Origin of the sequence: Avibacterium endocarditidis, from assembly GCF_965138825.1 — a bacterium.
Classification (GTDB): Bacteria; Pseudomonadota; Gammaproteobacteria; order Enterobacterales; family Pasteurellaceae; genus Avibacterium; species Avibacterium endocarditidis.
Window position 1 is genome coordinate 82,881 of record NZ_CBCSDH010000007.1, and the last position, 18,192, is coordinate 101,072.

At 42.1% G+C, this 18,192-nt stretch carries 16 protein-coding genes; 4 read left to right on the forward strand and 12 right to left on the reverse strand.

Annotation, left to right across the window (positions count from 1 at the left end; all coding sequences use genetic code 11):
- The first annotated feature begins 249 nt into the window (after window positions 1-249).
- The 3 genes from ACNAV8_RS05655 (at window position 250) to ACNAV8_RS05665 (ending at window position 5,714) form a co-directional block, all read left to right on the forward strand.
- On the forward strand, window positions 250-3,285 hold the full coding sequence (locus tag ACNAV8_RS05655; protein ID WP_415777368.1) for a TonB-dependent receptor domain-containing protein: 3,036 nt from the start codon (window positions 250-252) through the stop codon (window positions 3,283-3,285).
- 130 nt (window positions 3,286-3,415) lie between these two features.
- Complete coding sequence (locus tag ACNAV8_RS05660; RefSeq protein ID WP_103855174.1) at window positions 3,416-4,207, forward strand: Slam-dependent surface lipoprotein; 792 nt, start codon at window positions 3,416-3,418, stop codon at window positions 4,205-4,207.
- 253 nt (window positions 4,208-4,460) lie between these two features.
- Window positions 4,461-5,714, forward strand: coding sequence for a surface lipoprotein assembly modifier (locus ACNAV8_RS05665; RefSeq protein WP_181022013.1), 1,254 nt, complete (start codon window positions 4,461-4,463; stop codon window positions 5,712-5,714).
- Between the two features lie 56 nt (window positions 5,715-5,770).
- On the opposite strand, the gene prmA is transcribed toward ACNAV8_RS05665, so the two are convergent.
- The 12 genes from prmA to clpB all read right to left on the reverse strand — a co-directional run bounded on the left by prmA (window position 5,771) and on the right by clpB (window position 17,113).
- Window positions 5,771-6,652, reverse strand: a complete 882-nt coding sequence (prmA, locus tag ACNAV8_RS05670; RefSeq protein ID WP_103855176.1) for a 50S ribosomal protein L11 methyltransferase — start codon at window positions 6,650-6,652, stop codon at window positions 5,771-5,773.
- Between the two features lie 17 nt (window positions 6,653-6,669).
- On the reverse strand, window positions 6,670-8,097 hold the full coding sequence (gene panF, locus ACNAV8_RS05675) for a sodium/pantothenate symporter (protein ID WP_415777369.1): 1,428 nt from the start codon (window positions 8,095-8,097) through the stop codon (window positions 6,670-6,672).
- A 17-nt stretch (window positions 8,098-8,114) separates the two neighbouring features.
- The gene (locus ACNAV8_RS05680; protein ID WP_103855177.1) at window positions 8,115-8,387 is read right to left on the reverse strand and encodes a YhdT family protein; all 273 of its coding nucleotides are present in this window, start codon (window positions 8,385-8,387) and stop codon (window positions 8,115-8,117) included.
- Window positions 8,388-8,677: 290 nt separating this feature from the next.
- Window positions 8,678-10,024, reverse strand: coding sequence for an acetyl-CoA carboxylase biotin carboxylase subunit (accC, locus tag ACNAV8_RS05685; RefSeq protein ID WP_415777370.1), 1,347 nt, complete (start codon window positions 10,022-10,024; stop codon window positions 8,678-8,680).
- 57 nt (window positions 10,025-10,081) lie between these two features.
- Complete coding sequence (gene accB / locus ACNAV8_RS05690) at window positions 10,082-10,543, reverse strand: acetyl-CoA carboxylase biotin carboxyl carrier protein (protein ID WP_103855178.1); 462 nt, start codon at window positions 10,541-10,543, stop codon at window positions 10,082-10,084.
- Between the two features lie 152 nt (window positions 10,544-10,695).
- Entirely contained in the window at window positions 10,696-11,148 is a 453-nt protein-coding gene (gene aroQ, locus ACNAV8_RS05695; RefSeq protein WP_103853692.1) for a type II 3-dehydroquinate dehydratase, read from the reverse strand.
- Window positions 11,149-11,237: 89 nt separating this feature from the next.
- Window positions 11,238-12,230, reverse strand: coding sequence for an o-succinylbenzoate synthase (menC, locus tag ACNAV8_RS05700; RefSeq protein ID WP_103855179.1), 993 nt, complete (start codon window positions 12,228-12,230; stop codon window positions 11,238-11,240).
- A complete protein-coding gene (locus ACNAV8_RS05705; protein ID WP_415777371.1) occupies window positions 12,230-12,697 on the reverse strand; it encodes a hypothetical protein in 468 nt (155 codons plus the stop codon). Before ACNAV8_RS05705 ends, menC begins: the two co-directional genes overlap by 1 nt.
- Window positions 12,697-13,029 carry a nucleotidyltransferase domain-containing protein gene (locus tag ACNAV8_RS05710; RefSeq protein WP_103855181.1) on the reverse strand — a complete coding sequence of 111 codons (333 nt, stop codon included), beginning with the start codon at window positions 13,027-13,029 and terminating at the stop codon, window positions 12,697-12,699. Before ACNAV8_RS05710 ends, ACNAV8_RS05705 begins: the two co-directional genes overlap by 1 nt.
- The gene (locus ACNAV8_RS05715) at window positions 12,999-13,421 is read right to left on the reverse strand and encodes a nucleotidyltransferase substrate binding protein (RefSeq protein WP_103855182.1); all 423 of its coding nucleotides are present in this window, start codon (window positions 13,419-13,421) and stop codon (window positions 12,999-13,001) included. Before ACNAV8_RS05715 ends, ACNAV8_RS05710 begins: the two co-directional genes overlap by 31 nt.
- Window positions 13,422-13,527: 106 nt before the next feature.
- Window positions 13,528-14,385: a 1,4-dihydroxy-2-naphthoyl-CoA synthase gene (gene menB, locus ACNAV8_RS05720; protein WP_103855183.1), complete on the reverse strand. Its 858-nt coding sequence runs from the start codon at window positions 14,383-14,385 to the stop codon at window positions 13,528-13,530.
- Between the two features lie 154 nt (window positions 14,386-14,539).
- Window positions 14,540-17,113, reverse strand: coding sequence for an ATP-dependent chaperone ClpB (gene clpB, locus ACNAV8_RS05725; protein ID WP_103855184.1), 2,574 nt, complete (start codon window positions 17,111-17,113; stop codon window positions 14,540-14,542).
- A gap of 224 nt (window positions 17,114-17,337) precedes the next feature.
- Between clpB and dapF the strand changes: the two genes are divergently transcribed.
- Window positions 17,338-18,162: a diaminopimelate epimerase gene (dapF, locus tag ACNAV8_RS05730; RefSeq protein WP_115249996.1), complete on the forward strand. Its 825-nt coding sequence runs from the start codon at window positions 17,338-17,340 to the stop codon at window positions 18,160-18,162.
- Window positions 18,163-18,192 lie beyond the last annotated feature (30 nt).

Genomic DNA, 18,192 nt, shown 5'->3' on the forward strand with positions numbered 1-18,192 from the left:
TGCTATAATACGCACTTTTCTGTTATTTGCAAAGCATAATTTTTATACAAAAAGGAATTTTTTTAATTGTTTTGACCTAGGTCTATTAATTGTGCAGAAAGGCGACAAATCAAGGCGATAATTTGCAAGTGTCAATAGTCACTAACGAATTTATAACTATTTTTCAGTATTTATTTGTATTTTGAAATATTATTATTTATTATCCATATTTTAATGCGAATCATTTTTATTTGTATTAGGGGGTTAATAATGAAATTTCAAAAATGCTATGTATCCTTGGCGTTATCCGCCTGCCTAAATACCGTCACGAATGCAGCAGAATTGGATACGATTGTCGTTAAAAGCAACGCTGAAGTTCAAGCGGAGCAGAAAAAAGATGAGGTTTATCTTCATAATATCACCAATATGTATTCTGATAAAGAAACCGTGGAACGCTATAAAGGGGCAGCTCCTGCGGATCTGTTTCAAGCTTTTAATGGGGTGTACAGTGGTGATGCACGCAATAGTGGTGCCGTTGATCCAAATATTCGTGGCGTGCAAGGACAAGGGCGTATTCCTGTAACGATTGATGGCACAGAGCAGGCGATTACAACTTGGCGCGGTTATAACGGGGCAAATAATCGAAATTATCTTGATCCGAATTTAATTGGTGGCATTACCCTTGAAAAAGGGCCAGCGTTAGCGGCAGGAACGGCAAGTGGCATTGGTGGGACGGTTAAAATGCGTACTATTGATGTTGATGATATTGTGGCGCCCAATCAAAAAATCAGTACTGAATTAAAACTTGAGACCAGCAATAACTCAGTAAAAGAACATCCTAATAACCTGCATTTAGGTGAAGACTCTCGTATGTATGATCCTTTTCCTGGGGATTTTCTTCCTACTACCTTGGTTAAGCCTAAAACTAAAGGAGAATGGGGCAAAGATAATGCCATGCGTTTAGCTGTTGGGTTACGTGAAGAAAAATTTGATCTGCTAGCCGCTTATAGTTATCGCAGTAAGGGCAATTATCTATCTGGGCAAGGTGGTTCTCATCGTTACGAAGGGAGCCTTGATGAAAAATCGGGACGTGAGTTAAAACAAATGGAGCCGAATTTACCTTTTGCTGCCTCGATTTATCGCCCCCATACCGAAATCCCGAATACCTCGAGTACAATGGAGTCTTATTTACTAAAGAACACTTGGCGGTTTACGGATAAACAAGAACTCAAACTGGGCTATCGCCATACTAAAATGACTTATGGTGAGATTATGCCTTCTCGTTTAGATTTTTCGAAATTTTATGACCGTGTGCCTCAATGGCCTTTAGCTACAGTGACACAGCACGCCTTTAATGCTGATTATCATTACAACCCCGATAACCCATTGATTAATTTAAAAGCGGGGATATGGTACACACGCACCATTAGCGATACCAATACCTCTGGCGGTAATCCACGGGAACCAAATGAGCTAGATAATGAATTTATGGGGATTGCAATGCAAAAATGCTATAGACCAATGAGTGAGGAGGATCTTGCTAACTCCACGCCAGATGAGTTTATGAATCAATTTGATTTAAATTGTATGAAAGCCGAACATGCGGAATGGAGCAAAACGCACCCGAATACCAATGGTAAATATAATTTTGTCAATGCAGCACAATCTAATGCGTATAATACAAGAAGAGGATTTAACCTCAGCAATCAAATGCATTTAACCGATAAATTGGATTTAACCCTTTCTGGCTCATTTCAAAAAGAACGTCTCACCAGTGATCACCTAAAATCAAAACCTAACCCAAATAGCACCTATGAAAGTCCTGCAAGAATGGGGCGCCGTCAAGAGTGGGATATCGCCTTTAATTTTAACTATCGCCCAACTAATTGGTTAATGCTGACCGCTGGGGCTCGTTATAATGAATATTGGTCTTATGATGATTATTTAGATAGATTGGTTAAATCAGGGGGACTTTATAAACCTTATGAAGATAATCCAACTCGCCCTAGACAAATTTCCATAGGAAAAAGCTTTAAATATGACATAGTGGTAGATAAAGATATCTATTTGGCGTATAAAAAAGTAGAAAATGAGCTTTATGATAGTCAAAATATGGATTCCAACGGCTGTGATGATGACGATGAGAAATGCTGGGACAACTATTTTTCTCCACTCACAAAAATGGAAGAGAAATACGGAATAATAGATGATGATGGAACTATAAAAGATCATCAAGTTGAATGGCTTTATCATTCTGATGGGCGTTTACATAAAGAAGATAACCCTTTTTATAACGGAACATTAAAAAATGAAAAAGTGATTCATCCAGTGACAGGTGATGTTACAGATAAATATACAAATATTAGCTTAGGGCACCATTATGTAGATTTAAAAGAAAGCGATAAATTAAAAAAAGTGGAAAAACGTCGTGCTCACGCTTTTGCTCCTGCTTTTTCTGCAACGGCATTTTTAACGGATAATTCCAGAGTGTATCTTCGTTATACGCAATATGCTCGTATGCCAAGTATTTTTGAAGATACTGTTGGTTTTTCCGCCAGTGCTGATACCAATGCCCGTTTCAAAGATGCCCGCTTAAAACCTGAGCGCGCTAAAAATATTGAGGTGGGCTATTCCTATGATTTTAGCTCCTTATTTAATACACCAACCAAAGCAGATGTAAAACTCAGCTATTATCACAATGTCACTAAAAATGTCATCGACCGTAATACAGATTTCCGTTTTGTTCAATTAGATAAACGGGTTGTTGATGGCATAGAACTTCAAGCCCGCTATGATAACAGTGATTATTTTGCTGATTTAGGTATAGCTTATAACCTTAAAAATAAAGTCTGTGATGCGGATATGGCAGTGGAAATGGATCCTATCGCAATGCGCGTGCCACATTGTATGACTGGTGGCTTCCCTTGGGGTTATTTACGCACCCAATTACAACCTAAATATTCCATTACCGCTAATCTCGGTGGACGTTTCTTTGATCGTAAATTAGAAATTGGTAGCCGTTGGCTTTACCACAGTAAAGCGGTCAATAAACAAGAAGCAAGATTATTTGAACTCAATGAAAGCCTCTCTACAAATGAAAAAATTGACTTAGGTTGGAACAGACCGATGTATTGGCAACCCGTATTAGTGGTAGATGCTTATATTAAATATCAATTTTCACCGAATTTAACCGTCGAATTCACGGGCACCAATTTAACCGATCGTTATTATCTTGACCCAATGACACGTTCAATGATCCCTGCACCAGGACGGACATTTAAATTGAGGTTAACGGCGAAATTTTAATTTCAGCTTTGGCTGGGATTAAAAAGGCGGTCATTTCCCTTCGCTCTCACACAACAGGGAAATGACCAAAATGCATCGTAATGATGCCAATAAAACGGGGAACATCCCCATTCTCAAAAAGGAAAAGAGTATGAAAAATATTTCTTTAAAAATGACCGCACTTAGTGTGACCTTATTGGCTTGCCTCACTGCTCAAGGAGCCGTCACTTCAGGCATTTCTAATGGTAATGCTGGATTATTGGTATCCAACGAATCTGCTGCACATAATGGTTGGTTCCATTCTGATGAAGGAGGGTTACCTGGTGTGGAAGTTAAAGGTGTCAGCTCTAAAGTGACGAGCTTTAAATCCTTAACTAAAATTACCAAAAACACCCAATGGATGCGTGCTTTTGGTGGTATTGATAATGATGGCGTAGTTGTGCTCAAAATGAACAATATGCCAAGCTGGGTACCTGGATTCCATAATAAACTTGGCAACTTTGCGTTCAAAAAAGTGGGTGAGCAAGAGCTGTATTATGGCGAATGGGTGGCGCGTGATGCCGATGCGACAAAAGATCGCGTGGTGTATTATGCGGGAAATGATAAAACCGTTGCCTTACCAAAAGGTGGTAAAGCCACTTATACTGTAACAGGTATCAATAACAACAATGATCTTAATAAAGGGGTGTTAAAAGGGCAGTTTACCGCTGACTTTAGAAATAAAACCTTAAAAGGGGATATTTCACGTCAAGATTTAACAGTAGAAGTTAATGCCAAAATAAAATCAGATGCTAGTTTCTCAGGTTCTGCCAAAGCAAATGGCGTAGTTGATGGAACAAGCCAAGGACATTTCTTTGGTAAAGATGCTGCGACGTTAGCAGGTTATGCTAAATTTACAGATCACAAATATGACACTGCCTTTGGTGGTAGCAAAAATAAATAAATTCATAGGGGGCCTTCCCCCTTTTTCCTATTTATATTAGATGTTATAGCCTATGAAAAAATATGTTTTAATTTTGTTGGGCGTTGCCTTTCTTACAGCTTTGCCAAGCTATGCAGATGAAAATGCAGAACAATCTCTGCAACTATGGCAAGACTCGCAACAAAAAATCAATCAACAACAAAAAGAAGCAGCATTATTCACTACCGCAAACCAGCAAGAAAATGAAATCACCTTAGATGGACAATCTTTTTCTGTGGCAAATACTGAAGCCGATGTCGGGCAAGCCCTTTATATTGCGGTAAATCAGCAACTTTGGCATTATGCAGAAAAATTTTTACTGCAATATCGCCAATTTCCCCAACATAAAAAAGAACTTGTATGGTTTGCTCAAGGAGCACTCGCCCGTCAACGTGGAGAGTTAGCTAAGGCGGAAACTGAATATCAAAAATTATTACAATCTGAACCTGATTTTTTACGGGGACAATTAGATTTAGCACGCATTCTATTTGAAAATAAAAAGAATAAAGAAGCCAGTAAACTGTTTTCTCAGTTTGTTCAAATGCCATTACCCAATGAAGTGAGCACATTATTAAAGGAATATTTACAAATTTTAAAAGAGCGAGAGCAATGGCACGGTGGATTACGTGTGGGGTATCGCTATCAAAAAAATATCAATCAATCCTCAGAACATTATCGCTGTCTGTTATTTTCTGGCACAACTTGCGTCGTTGAACGTGCGGCCCCTAAAGCGATTAACGCAAAAGGTTGGGGATATGAACTCAGCTTAAATAAAAAATTTAATTTAATGGGACATCACGGAATAAATATTTATTTCAATAGTGAAGGACAATATTATCCAACGGCTCGACAATATAATGATACCACATTTAAAACTTATATTGGATATGCTTTTCAAAATGCGAAAAAAGAGCTCATTATTGCTCCACTTTTTGAATATGAATGGTATGCCAATCAGCGTTATTATCACGCTTTTGGGGGGCATTTAGAATGGATGCAATCTCTTTTTAAAAAACATTTTCTCAATGTGCAATTTGAACAAAAACATTTGTTTTATAACGCTGGTTACAGTGCGATAGATAAAGCGGACATTTCTTCTTTATATGCCAGCTGGTATTACACGCCTACCAATAACACTACATTATTTACGGGAGTAGATGGGATATACCGCAAAGTTAAAGATAAAACAAATGGCTATCAAATGCTTGGGGCGAGATTCGGACTTTATCATCAATTTAATGACAAAATAAATCTGACCTTACTTGCTTCGATAAAAAATACCCGCTATTTGCAGCACAATGCTATTTTAGAAACGCAAAGAAAAGATAATCAATTCATTTATCAAGCGATTTTGGCTTTTCCCAATGTGTTTTATAGAAGGGTAACACCTAATGTAATCGTTAAAAGAACACATAATCGTAGTAATGTAGATTGGCTTTATTCTTATAAGCAAACTGAATTACAATTTAATTTAAGTTTTGTTTTTTAACCTTACTTTCTCGCATAGAAAAAGCAGCGCTAAAAAGGGATTTTAGCGCTTAAACCCTATTTATGCTTTCCTGCAATACGACACCACTCTTCGCGGATTGCCACGGGATCAAGGGAAAATTGCTCTTGATAGGCTTCGCAAACAGATTGTGCTTGGCTTTCTAAAATGCCTGATAACCCGAGTTTACCTTGTTTTTTTACGAGCTGGCTGATGGTTGGTGCGAGTTCTTTTAATGGCCCAGCTAAGATATTGGCCACCACCACATCTGCTTGCAGATCTTGCGGTGCATCTTTGGCTAAAAAGAGTTGTAGGCGATCGCTCACGCCATTTTGTTCTGCGTTGTTGCGGCTGGCTAAAATAGCTTGCGGATCAATATCAATGCCGATGGCACTTTTCGCCCCTAATTTCAACGCAGCGATCGCTAAAATCCCCGATCCACAGCCAAAATCAATGACTGTTTTGCCATTCAAATCTAAGCTATCGAGCCATTCTAAACAGAGTGCGGTGGTGGGGTGCGTGCCAGTTCCAAAAGCCAAGCCGGGATCGAGCATCACGTTCACCGCATTTTCATCAGGCACTTCACGCCAGCTTGGGCAAATCCATAAGCGTTTGCCAAACTGCATTGGGTGGAAATTATCCATCCATTCACGTTCCCAATCTTTATCTTCAATTTGTTCAATTTTATAAGCGGTTTCTTCGCTTAAATGCCCCGCACTTTTCAGCAAGCTGACAATTTGTTGCATATCGGTTTCCGCGTCAAATAAGGCGATAACATCGGTGTTGCCCCACAGACGGGTTTCCCCAGGGAGCGGTTCAAAAATCGGGGTGTCTTGGCTATCCATAAAGGTTACCGAAACTGAACCGATTTCTTCTAAATAATCACTGATCGTTTCCGCTTGTTGATTAGTACTATTAATGCGGATTTGAACCCAAGCCATAATTTTTCCTTCTTAGTTTATTTTGTTGCGTTTTCACCAAATTTGTTGCCGATCAAAAAGGCAATTAAGCCAAACAATAAAGACGGCACAATGGCGTGAAAATCAAACAGTTTAATACTTGCGGCCGTTAAGCCCACATAGCTGCCCAAGCCCACCACCATTGAGCAAATTGCGCCAACGGCATTAGCTTTTTGCCAATATAGCCCCAGCACGATTACCCATAAAAAGGCAGCTTCCAAGCCCCCAAAGGCGAAAAGGTTGAGCCAGATGATCATTTGGGGTGGATTTAACGCAGCTAAGATCAAAAGTGCGGTCAAAATTAGCGTGATTATTGAAGAAATCCAGCTAATTTTTTTCTGATTTTGTGCCATTGCTGGCTTGGCGCTGAGATATAAATCCTTCACAAAAATTGATGATGATTGAATCAGTTGCGCGTCAATGGTGGACATAATGGCAGACATTGGCGCAGCAAGGAAAATCCCTGCCACAATCGGCGGTAGCACTTGCAACATTAAGGTTGGGATCACCTGATCTGGCACCTCTAAGGTAGGCAGAATAGCACGCCCTAATGCTCCCGAAAGGTGCATACCCAGCATCACTAAAGCCAGTACCACTGTGCCGATTAACATTCCGTTATGCAAGGCTTTGCTGTCTTTAAACGCCATACAACGCACCGCAGTGTGTGGCAGGCCTACCACGCCAAAGCAGACTAAAATCCAGAAAGAGGCCATAAACTGAAAGCCGAACATATCATTTGGCCCATAAGGGCTAGTTAAGTGCGGATCAATTTCGTTAAGTTTTTGCACCGCACTTTCTACTCCGCCTGCAGCATAAATGGTCGCGCCGAGCAAAATGATCGTGCCAAGAATCATCACCATTCCTTGAATGGTATCGGTTAGCACCACGGCACGAAATCCGCCAATAAAGGTGTAAAGCCCCACGGTAACGGCAAAAATCAGTAGCGCATTGGTATAGCTAATGCCAATGGTAGTTTCTAACAAGCGCGCACCACCGATAAATTGCACCGTCATTGCGGCAAAAAAGGCGATGAGCAAGGCGATACAAGAAATCCAAACCAAATATTTATTTTTGTAACGATAAAGCAATAAGTCATTGATCGTTAAGGCTTTACTTTCACGCGAGAGCAAGGCGAACTTTTTCCCAAGCACGCCTAATGCCAGCCATACCGCAGGCACTTGAATCATTGCAAGCAACACCCAGCCTAAGCCAAATTTATACGCCGCACCTGGGCCGCCCACAAAAGAGCTAGCACTGGCATAGGTGGAAGCAGTGGTCATCGCTAGCACAAAGCCGGTCATTGAGCGGTTACCCACATAATATTCTGTTAAAAAATCCCCTTTGGAACGTTTTGTATAAGCATAAATCGCCGCGCCAAACACAAAGGCAAGATAAATCACTAGGGGGAAAATAATGCCAAGATTCATTGTTCCAATATCCTTATTTAACGTCCTTGCTCAGTGTCCTTGTTTTCTGGCTCAATATTTTCTAAATCAATCTCTTGATAGACGATTTTTACCACCCAATAAGCCACCACAATAAATAGCACGGGCAAATAAATACAGGCTAGCTCAAACCAAAGCGGAAAGCCCAAAGGCCCTTGCTGCCCTTTTGGCAAATAAGCACATAAACACCAGCCCAGAACATAAAGCAAGGTCAAGCCAAATGCCCAACGCGCTTCTTTTGTCGCTTGCTGATAACGAGAATGTTGTTTCATAGTGTGAGTTGCACTCCTGTATTTTTCACCTTTATTGCTAGCAAAATCGAGGGCGAACCTCGTTGTTCGCCCGCGTCTAATCTTAGCAAAATATATCGACAAAAATCACCTTAAATATGTTGAAAATTGTCGGTTAATCGTTATTGCTTTTGAGCAAGAAAAGAGATTGCTAGGAATATTTCTCGCCAAAATAATTTCACAATTTTGCACCGCTCTTTTATACAAAATAAAGAAAAAATGCCGCAATAAAAAAGGCGTTATCTAAAACGCCTTTCGATCAAATAATGCAATTAATCGTGCATTCCTAATTTCTTCTCCAAATAGTGGATATTTGTGCCACCGTTTTGGAAGTTTTCATCGGATAGGATCAATTCGTGCAATGGAATATTGGTTTTAATTCCGCTGATAATGGTTTCAGCCAAGGCATTTTGCATACGGCGAATGGCCACTTCACGGGTATCCCCATAGGTGATTAATTTGGCAATCATTGAATCATAATGCGGTGGCACGCTGTATCCTGTGTAAATATGCGAATCCCAACGCACGCCTAAACCACCCGGTGCGTGTAAATGTTCGATTTTACCTGGTGAAGGTAAGAAGCTCTTCGGATCTTCCGCATTGATACGACATTCAATGGCGTGGCCGCGCACTTTAATGTCTTCTTGTTTGATAGAAAGCGGTAGGCCTGAAGCGATTAATAATTGCTCTTTCACCAAATCCACGCCGGTAATCATCTCAGTTACAGGGTGTTCTACTTGAATACGGGTGTTCATTTCGATGAAGTAAAACTCACCGTTTTCATATAAGAATTCAAATGTCCCCGCACCACGATAGCCAATTTCCACACAGGCTTTAGCACAACGTGAACCAATATCACGGCGCATTTCTTCGGTAATACCTGGTGCTGGCGCTTCTTCCACCACTTTTTGATGACGGCGTTGCATTGAACAATCGCGCTCTGCTAAATAAACCGCATTGCCGTGCGTATCTGCTAACACTTGGATTTCAATATGGCGTGGATTTTCTAAATATTTTTCCATATAAACCATATCGTTGTTAAATGCCGCTTTGGCTTCCGCTTTGGTCATCGCGATGGATTCTTCTAAAGAATTTTCATCACGCACCACGCGCATACCACGACCGCCGCCGCCGCCAGAGGCTTTGATGATCACAGGATACCCAATGCGTTTAGCGATTTCTTTGTTTTTCTTCATATCGCTGCCAACAGGGCCATCTGAACCCGGTACGCAAGGCACGCCGGCTTTTTTCATTGCGTTAATGGCAGACACTTTATCCCCCATTAAACGGATTACGTCCGCAGTAGGGCCAATAAAGGTGAAGCCTGAGCGTTCCACTTGCTCGGCAAAATCAGCATTTTCAGACAAAAAGCCATAACCTGGGTGAACTGCGTCCGCGCCTGTCACTTCTGCCGCAGCAATAATCGCAGGGATATTCAAATAACTTTTGGTTGAAGGCGCGGGGCCAATACAAACGGTTTGATCTGCCAATAAAACGTGTTTGAGATCGCGATCAGCGGTGGAATGCACCGCCACAGTTTTAATGCCTAGCTCTTTACAAGCACGCAAAATGCGTAACGCAATTTCTCCACGATTGGCAATAACAACTTTTTCTAGCATAAGAATTATCTCTTAGAATTGTAAGGCGAAGCCGCGCTCCGCCTAAATAGAAATGAATTATTCGATAACGATTAACGGCTCGTCAAACTCAACCGGTTCACCGTCATTAATTAAGATCGCTTTTACCACACCTGCTTTGTCAGCTTCAATGCGGTTCATCATTTTCATTGCTTCAACAATACAAAGGGCATCGCCCACTTTCACGGTCTGTCCCACTTCAACAAATGGTTTGGCATCTGGGCTTGGGCTGCGATAGAACGTTCCCACCATTGGTGAACGCACTTGATGACCTGATACTTCCGTAACCGCTGGCACTTCTGCTACTGGGGTTGGTTGTGTAACTGCTGGGGTTGTAGGCTGTGCAACAGGGGCAACACTTGGTACGGTATATTGCACCGCAGTGGCTGAAGGTGAACCACGATTAATGCGAACAGATTCCTCGCCTTCAGAAATTTCAAGCTCCATAATGCCTGATTCTTCAACTAATTCGATGAGTTTTTTAATTTTACGAATATCCATAGTTTTTTCCTAAAATGTGAATATTTTTCACCGCACTTTATGGCTAACACAAAGTGCGGTGGTTTTTAAACTTAAATTTCCGTGGCAAAGATTACCTGAAAACGATCCTTTTTGCGATAAAATTCTGTCAATTTCGCGAAATTTTCGGCAAATTATGCCTTATTTGCTAAATATTGTCGCGCATAATGGAAAGCAAATTCATAGCCTTGCGCACCTAATCCGCAAATCACGCCTTCTGCCACATCACTAAAATAAGAATGATGACGGAACGGCTCACGTTTATGCACATTAGACAAATGCACTTCCACAAAAGGAATAGCGACAGCCAGCAAAGCATCACGCAGCGCAACACTGGTGTGCGTATAAGCCGCGGGATTAATAATAATAAAATCCACCTGTTGGAAACTTTGATGAATTTTATCGATCAATTTTTCTTCGCTGTTCGCTTGAAAGCAGGTTAATTCAATTTGATGTGCGGCTGCAAGATCCTGCATTCGTTGCTCAATGGCGGGCAAAGAAAGACTGCCATAATGCTTTGGCTCACGTTTGCCTAGCATATTCAAATTCGGGCCATTAAGTAACAAAATTCGTGCAGATGCTGACATAATTAATCCTTTTCCCTTTAACTTGTTGCATTATAATGATTTTTCTAAAAATTGCCGTTGCCTTATGGCTGGTCGAACCAATGCAAATTTTAATCCATATTCACTTTGACGATATTTTCGCTGTTCAGTTCCAATAATGGTAACGTTGAACCTTGCCACGGGCGAATAAGCTGATATTGCATAAGATCTAACGTATCCAAGCCCGGCGTGGTATCTGGCGTGTAACGCTGTGCAATGCGAGCCAGTTGGGTTAACCCAAAACTGCTTTCTAAAGATGAGCTGATCACCGCCATAATGCCTTGTTGATGGGCCTGTTCAATCAGTTCAACACAACGCGCAAGGCTGCCCACTAGAGTCGGTTTAATAATAATCGCCGCTAAGTGCGGTTCTTTTTTCACTTGAAAATTTGGCTCGCGCACGCTTTCGTCCCACGCGATAGCAATGCCTGTTTCAGCGGCGAACTGACGGCTTTCTTCAGGGGTTTTGCAAGGCTCTTCCAAAAATTGAATACGCCTACGATGTTCAGGCTTAATATATTTGGCAAACAGCTGCGCTTTCGCTGGTGTCCAAGCACGGTTGGCATCTAAACGAAGTTTTAAATCGGGAATGGCTTCTAAAAACATATCCGCGATTAAGCCATCACGATTTGCCTCATATAACCCTACTTTAATTTTTGCTACTTTTTCCCCTTCGAGCTGATCTAGCTCTGCATAAAGCTCATCAGGATCGCCATAGCAAAGGGGCGCTGTGCGGTAATTTCCTTGCTCCGGCAATTCGCCTTTCATTTCTGCCAAGGCACAACTTAGCCCAAACGCCACGGAAGGATAAAGCCCCTCAAGGGATAATTTTTGATTTTGACTGCGTGCCACGTCCCAATCTTTTAGCCACTGCTTGGCTTGGGCTTCTGCCTGTTCAAGAGTTTCTTGGCTAAATTCAGGCAGTGGAGCAATTTCCCCCCACCCCTCGTGTTCGCCACAACGAATTTGCACTAGCAACCCTTCACGCAATTTCAAAAAGCGATTGCGCAGCACCACTTGGGAATCCATCGGAATTTGGTAACGATAAAGTTGATAAGAACGCATTATGTTTCTCCTTGAGTATGGGGGTTACAGGCAAATTTTTTAATGACAATCAGCAGAACGCTGATGAGCAAAAGGATAAAAGAAAGCAACAAGCCCGTGATGAGTGTCGCAAATAAACTATGCCAAAAGGGGGGAATCAGCCCTTTGAAAAAGCCTTCCAGCACGGCTAAGGCAAGGAAGCCACAAAAAAATTCGATAGAAAAATGGAAAAATACCGTACCTTGCAACAGGGCTTTCAGCCAACTACTTTGACGCAATGCCTTGTGCCATTGTAATTGATTACGGCGAAGTAATTGATAATCGACAAAGGTGTAAAAAGCGATAAAGCACAACACCCCCACTACCATTCCGAGTACAGACATCACATCACTCGCCACCAATAGCCCGAAGAAAAAGCACAACGCCGCATTCAGACCAACCACTCCCGTCCAAAATAACACGAGTTTTTTAAGTGAAATAGTTTGCATTAGGCATTTTGCTCCTTCTTTTGATAAATCACTTGCCCCACTTGTTGGATATGCTGAATGAGATCGCGGTGCGTGAGCTGGTGATACAGCGATAAATCCACTAAGTAGGGAATATCCGATTCTTGTAACTCACCGAATAAATGATTTAATGTGCTTTCTGAAAGCTGTTCTCCCACTAAGGTGAGATCAATATCTGACCCCGCCCGCTGTGTGCCTTTTGCCCGCGAGCCATAAATAATCACCTGTTCGATCTCTGGGTGAGCTTGAAACAGACGGGTTAAATCGCAAAGTGTGCGTTCACTTAAACCAAATTTTCCTGATTGTCCTGACATAACGCGACCATTTCTTGTTCAAATTGGCAAAAGAGCGGGTAGTAAGTGCGGTAAATTTTTTCGCTAATTTGGGCGGCGGTTGCTTCGTTGTAGCTATGCACGGATAAAATACGATCATTCACCATATCCAACCAATCTTGCCCATCAGTGATTAGCCCGATCTGAAAGGCTTTGCGAATCGCATCTCGGCTGCCTTGAATATCGCTAATGCCTTGATAGGTCAAATAATCTTTCATCACTCGCCAAGCCAGTTCATAGTTATATTCAAAACACTGCACCAAACCTTGCTGTTCAAATTTATTTAAACTCGGCTGCTGAATAAATTCCGAAAGTTGAGCCAATGCACGTTGATAATTTTGTAAACGTTGTTGCCAGCGAATTTCCTGTTTCATTCTTTTTCCTGATGCTTTTTCCTGATGTTAAGGCGATAAAATTAAAAGATGAATGAAAACCAAAGTGCGGTCAAAAAACACTGTGATTTTTTGACCGCACTTTTGCTTATGGGTTACGCTTAAACTTCGCGAAATCTGGGGCGCGTTTTTCGTTGAAGGCGTTACGACCCTCTTGCCCTTCTTCCGTCATATAGAACAGCATTGTGGCATTGCCAGCTAGTTCTTGTAAGCCTGCTTGTCCGTCGCAATCGGCGTTTAAGGCAGCTTTCAAGCAACGCAGGGCGATTGGGCTGTTACGCAACATTTCACGACACCAACGCACGGTTTCTTTTTCTAACTCTGCGTAAGGCACAACGGTGTTCACCAAGCCCATCTCTAAGGCTTCTTGGGCGTTGTATTGACGGCATAAGAACCAAATTTCACGGGCTTTTTTCTGCCCTACAATGCGCGCCATATAGCTTGCACCCCAACCGCCATCGAATGATCCCACTTTCGGGCCTGTTTGACCGAAAATGGCATTTTCCGCTGCAATGGTCAGATCGCAAAGCATATGTAAAACGTGGCCGCCACCGATAGCATAACCTGCCACCATTGCCACCACAGGTTTCGGGCAGCTACGAATATCACGCTGAAAATCCAATACGTTTAGGTGATGTACGCCTGCGTCATCTTTGTAACCGCCGTAATCGCCACGCACTTTTTGATCGCCGCCTGAGCAGAAGGCTTTTTCCCCTTGTCCTGTTAGCACGATCACGCCAATATTTTCGTCAAAACGTGCATCAGAAAACGCATTGATCATTTCTTTCACCGTTTGCGGGCGAAAGGCGTTACGCACTTCTGGGCGGTTAATGGTGATTTTGGCAATGCCATCGGTGGATTTGTGATAAAGAATATCCGTATAGCCTTCGCTATGATCAACCCACTCAACAGGGGCATAAAGCACATCATCTTTTGGATTTTGCATAATTAATTCCTTCGCTAAATAAATGTAGCTGGCATTATAGCTTAATCTGAGAATGACTAAAAGCACCGCCCTTTGACAAACAAAAAGCCTCGCTTTCGCGAGGCTGTCATTACCGCATTAATAAAGTGAAAGTGCGGTGCTTTTTGGGGAAGAATTACGATTGACTTGCGGTGATTTTACCATCAACGTAATCAAGGGTAATGGTTTTCCCTGGGATTAATTCCCCTGAGAGAATTTGTTGTGCGAGTGGGTTTTCCACTTCTTGTTGAATCGCACGTTTAAGCGGTCTTGCACCGTAAATTGGGTCATAACCAATTTCGCCGATGAAGTCTAACGCTGCATCCGTGAAGGCTAAGTGGTAGCCGTGTGATTCCATACGTTTTTCTAAACGTTTTAATTGGATTTTCGCGATGGTGCAAATATTTTCTTTATCCAATGGGTGGAACACCACTGTTTCATCAATACGGTTAATAAACTCAGGGCGGAAGTGTTGGCTAACCACCGACATTACCACTTCTTTCATTCCTTCATAGCCAAGATCTTGATTGCCTTGGATTAAGTCTGAACCTAAGTTTGAGGTCATAATCACCACGGTATTACGGAAATCTACGGTGCGACCTTGACCATCAGTTAAACGTCCGTCATCAAGCACTTGTAATAAGATGTTAAAGACATCTGGGTGCGCTTTTTCTACTTCGTCTAATAACACCACAGAGTATGGGCGGCGGCGAACGGCTTCGGTTAAGTAACCACCTTCTTCATAGCCCACATATCCCGGTGGTGCGCCCACTAAGCGAGATACGCTGTGTTTTTCCATAAACTCAGACATATCAATGCGTACCATTGCGTTTTCATCATCAAACAAGAAGTTGGCAAGGGTTTTACACAATTCAGTTTTACCTACCCCTGTTGGCCCTAAGAATAAGAATGAACCAATTGGGCGATTTGGATCGGATAATCCCGCACGGCTACGGCGAATGGCGTTCGCAACGGCAACCACGGCTTCATTTTGTCCAACTACACGTTTGTGTAATTCTTTTTCCATACGCAATAATTTTTCTTTTTCCCCTTCCATCATACGAGAAACAGGGATACCGGTGGCACGTGAAAGCACTTCTGCAATTTCTTCATCAGTTACACGATAGCGTAACAAGTGCATTTCTTTGCCCTCTGCACTTTCTGCTTGAGCAAGTTGTTTTTCAAGCTCTGGAATGCGTCCGTATTGCAATTCAGACATTTTGTTTAAATCGCCCACGCGGCGCGCTTGTTCCATTTGGGTGCGTGCATTTTCTAATTCTGCTTTAATATGCTGTGTGCCAGAAAGCGCTGCTTTTTCGCTTTTCCACACTTCTTCTAATTCCGCATATTCACGCTCTTTTTCAGCTAATTCTTTTTCAAGCATTTCTAAGCGTTTGCGGCTGGCGTTATCGTCTTCTTTTTGTAACGCTTGTTGCTCCAATTTTAATTGGATAATACGGCGTTCCAATTTATCTAATGGTTGCGGTTTGGAATCGATTTCCATACGAATACTGGATGCCGCTTCGTCAATTAAATCAATGGCTTTGTCTGGTAATTGACGATCTGAAATATAACGATGCGAAAGTGTCGCCGCCGCAACGATTGCAGGGTCTGTAATTTGAACGTGATGGTGAATTTCATAACGTTCTTTCAAACCACGCAAGATAGCGATGGTGTCTTCAACACTTGGTTCGTCCACAAAGACTTTTTGGAAACGGCGCTCAAGTGCGGCATCTTTTTCAATATATTGACGATATTCATCAAGGGTGGTGGCGCCCACACAGTGCAATTCACCACGTGCAAGGGAAGGTTTTAATAAGTTACCTGCGTCCATTGCGCCGTCAGTTTTACCTGCACCAACCATTGTATGAATTTCATCAATGAATAAAATCACACGCCCTTCTTCTTTGGCGATTTCGTTAAGCACGGCTTTTAAGCGCTCTTCAAACTCACCGCGGTATTTTGCCCCCGCAATTAATGCGCCCATATCAAGGGAAAGTACGCGTTTGTTTTTTAACCCTTCTGGCACTTCGCCATTTACAATACGCTGCGCAAGGCCTTCAACAATCGCGGTTTTACCAACACCTGGCTCACCAATTAATACTGGATTATTTTTACTCCGGCGTTGTAACACTTGAATAGTACGGCGAATTTCTTCATCACGTCCAATCACAGGATCTAATTTGCCACTTTCCGCACGCGCGGTTAAATCAATAGTATATTTTTCTAATGCCTGACGGCTTTCTTCTGCGTTTTGGTCGTTCACTGACTGACCTCCTCTAATTTGTTCAATCGCTTGTTGTAAATTCTCTTTTTTTGCACCGCACTTGCGTAATATTTCGCTTAAGCTGCCTTTTTCTTCTAACGCGGCTAATAAAAAGAGTTCTGATGAAATATATTTATCTTGTTTTTGCTGTGCGAGCTTGTCGCATAAATTTAATAAATTCACCAAGTTGCGTGAAATCTGCACATCACCACCGTTACCAGAAACCTGCGGTAAGCGGTTGAGTTCAGCATTAAGCTCATTGCGGAATAATGCCACATTCACGCCACTGGCGGTTAAAATCGGGGCAATAGATCCGCCTTCTTGATTTAAAAGTGCGGTCATTAAATGCACTGGTTCAATAAACTGATTATCTTTGCCTAAAGCTAAAGATTGTGCCTCACTCAAGGCTTGTTGAAATCTAGTAGTAAATTTTTCTATATTCATAATCTATTCTTCCTCAATATTAAATTCTGTTGCCTAGCTTGTACGGCTTGGCTTGTTCAAGTAAGTGAAGACTAATTTGGCAATTTCAAGAGTAAAATGAAAAAAATTTAAAAAAAATCTATTAATCATTTTAGAACGATAGGTTGCACTAATGGAGAGTTTACTCAATCTCACTTCACCTTTATAATTGCGCCTAATTAACGATTTTCAATAAGGACGGAAAAATGCAATTTTCCAAAATGCACGGATTAGGCAATGATTTTGTGGTGGTGGATGCGGTAACGCAGAATGTTTACTTTCCAACGGAAACCATTAAAAAATTGGCGGATCGCCACACAGGAATTGGCTTTGATCAACTTTTAGTGGTTGAGCCACCTTATGATCCTGATTTGGATTTTCACTATCGCATTTTCAACGCTGACGGCAGTGAAGTGGCACAATGTGGCAATGGTGCGAGATGTTTTGCTCGCTTTGTGACAATGAAAGGGCTAACCAACAAAAAAGACATCGCAGTCAGCACCGCCAAAGGCAAAATGATCCTAACGGTGCAAGATGACGGAATGATCCGCGTGAATATGGGCGAACCTATTTGGGAACCAGCGAAGATCCCATTTATCGCCAACAAATTCGAGAAAAACTACATTTTACGCACCGACATTCAAACCGTGCTATGTGGCACGGTTTCTATGGGTAACCCACATTGCGTGGTGCAAGTGGAAGACATTACCACCGCTAATGTAGAGCAATTAGGCCCTCTATTAGAAAGCCACGAACGTTTTCCTGAACGCGTAAACGCAGGCTTTATGCAAGTGATTAATCGTAACCACATTAAATTACGCGTTTATGAACGCGGTGCTGGCGAAACCCAAGCCTGTGGCAGTGGCGCTTGTGCCGCCGCCGCGGTGGGCATTATGCAAGGCCTTTTGGATAACAAAGTGCAAGTGGATCTTCCCGGTGGCAGCTTGACTATCGAATGGCAAGGCGAAGGCCACCCACTTTATATGACAGGCGATGCCACGCATATTTATGATGGGGTGATTAGGTTGTAATTATCCATTATTTTGCACCGCACTTTGTTT